Below are 2,146 nucleotides of genomic sequence, written 5' to 3' on the forward strand. Positions count from 1 at the left end.
GCCGTCTGGGCCGGGCAGGACGGTTCGGGTTACGGCATCCAGATCCGCGAATTCAACGCCGTGGGTATCGAGACAACGACCTATACTACCATCAAAGGAACCCCTGGCAACGACATGCTGACCGGTACGTCCAACCAGAACCGCATCTATGGATTGGACGGCGACGACAGCATCATCGGCGGCAACCTGAACGACCTTCTGCTCGGTGGGAACGGAAACGACACGATCGATGGACTCTATGGCTCCGACTACATTCTCGGCGGCGAGGGAAACGACCGGCTGACCGGCAATCTCGGTAACGACACACTGGATGGCGGTACCGGCAATGACACGATGTTCGGGGGCGCCGGTGACGACCATTACATCATAGACAGCGCAGGCGACGTCATCCGGGAACTGAGCAATGAAGGCATGGACGAGGTGCAGACCTCAGTGAACAGTTATGCCCTTGGCGCTAATCTGGAACATCTGATTTTCACCGGCACCGGTAATTTCGCCGGTACCGGAAACACGCTGAACAACCTGATCGTCGGTGGTTCGGGCAACGACACGCTCACCGGCGGAGCGGGGGCCGACACGCTGATTGGAGGCGAGGGCGACGACCGCTTCTATTTCGACGACGCTGACGCGCCATTGCAGGGTGGTGCCGGCTTCGACACCGCCGTCGCGCAAGGCAACGTCGGCGCCAGTCTCGATCTGGCGGCGTGCAGCATTGAGCAGGCCTATGGCGGAGGCGGAAACGACAGCCTGATCGGCACCGGCGCCCTCCTCGGCCTTGCGATCAACGGGCGTGACGGTGACGACCTCATCCTTGGCAGTGCCTTCAACGACACATTGACCGGCGGCAATGGCAGCGACACCCTGATCGCCGGAGACGGCGACGATGTGCTGTACATCGACGCGGATGATGCTCTGGTGAGTTGCGGGGCTGGGTTCGACACCGTCTATGTCCAGGGGGACGGAAACCTCACCCTCGATCTTGCTACCAGTGGTATCGAGCAGATGTTCAGCAGCTCCGGCAACGACATCCTGACCGCCACTGGCTCCGTTACGCTGGTGGAGATCAACGGCGGTGCGGGTGATGATCTGCTAATCGGCAGCGCTTTCGATGACACATTGCGCGGCGAGGCTGGCGACGACACGCTGTATGGCGGGGACGGCAGCGATGTGTTGGTAGGCGGCGGTGGCAGTAACGCGTTGTATGGCGGGGCTGGCGACGACCGCCTCTATGTCGATACCACGACCGCTGTGCTGGATGGCGGAGATGGTGACGATAGGGTATATGCCCGCAACGCCAGTGGCGTCACGTTAGACATTGCTGCTTCCATTGAGCACTTTAACGGCAGCATCGGTAACGACAGCGTGACGGCGGCCAATGCCCTTTCCGCGGTAGAAATGATCGGTGCGGACGGCAACGATTGGCTCATCGGTAGCGTCTATGCCGACAACTTGCGAGGGGACAACGGGAGTGACTGGCTGGAGGGTGGGGACGGCAACGACACGCTTTCGGGTGGCAATGGAAACGACACGCTGTTGGGGGGTGGTGGTGATGACTCTTTGATTGGCGGGGCCGGTTCCGATCTGTTTGTCTTCGCCACATGCGGCGGGCGGGACATTCTGAGGGATTTTAACGCTGCCCAGGGTGACTTAATCGGGCTGGCGTACGGTCAGACCTATACGGTGAGTGCCAACGCCCGAGCAGAAGCGGTCATCACCTTTTCCACGTCCGACACCCTTACCCTCACCGGGATCGGGTTCGCCGCTGTATCTAGTTCTTGGTTCACTGTCGTCTGAGGAACTGTTGTGGAGGTTGAGCCCCCCTTGTTGAATTAACATGTTCAATTGATTTGATCGAGCGGAAGGCGCTGGCTTGCGCTCGATCAACTCAGTCAGGAATGCTCCGTTGAGGCCGGTTGGCCTGTACCCCTTCCCCGTGTGCCGCCCTGTGACCGAGTGGGGAAGCTGATACATGGGGCCTGTCCCTATAGCTATCCCTATGACTATCCAAAGCGTCGAAGTGATTACGGATTTGGAGCGGCGGTAGCAATTCAGCGACGAAAAGAAGCTGTGGCTGGTTGAAGAGGTATTTCAGCGAGCCCATCACAAACCGGGGGCAGCTTCGGCGACGGAGGGCATGCGGAAGGCG

At 59.9% G+C, this 2,146-nt stretch carries 1 protein-coding gene; it reads left to right on the plus strand.

Annotated elements, in window-relative coordinates; all coding sequences use genetic code 11:
- Positions 1-1,794 (plus strand): calcium-binding protein (locus DXK32_RS33595; protein ID WP_162801436.1); only part of this gene is annotated, 1,794 nt, incomplete at its 5' end.
- Positions 1,795-2,146: the final 352 nt, after the last annotated feature.

The organism is Azospirillum brasilense, from assembly GCF_003349955.1.
GTDB classification, from domain to species: domain Bacteria; phylum Pseudomonadota; class Alphaproteobacteria; order Azospirillales; family Azospirillaceae; genus Azospirillum; species Azospirillum brasilense_B.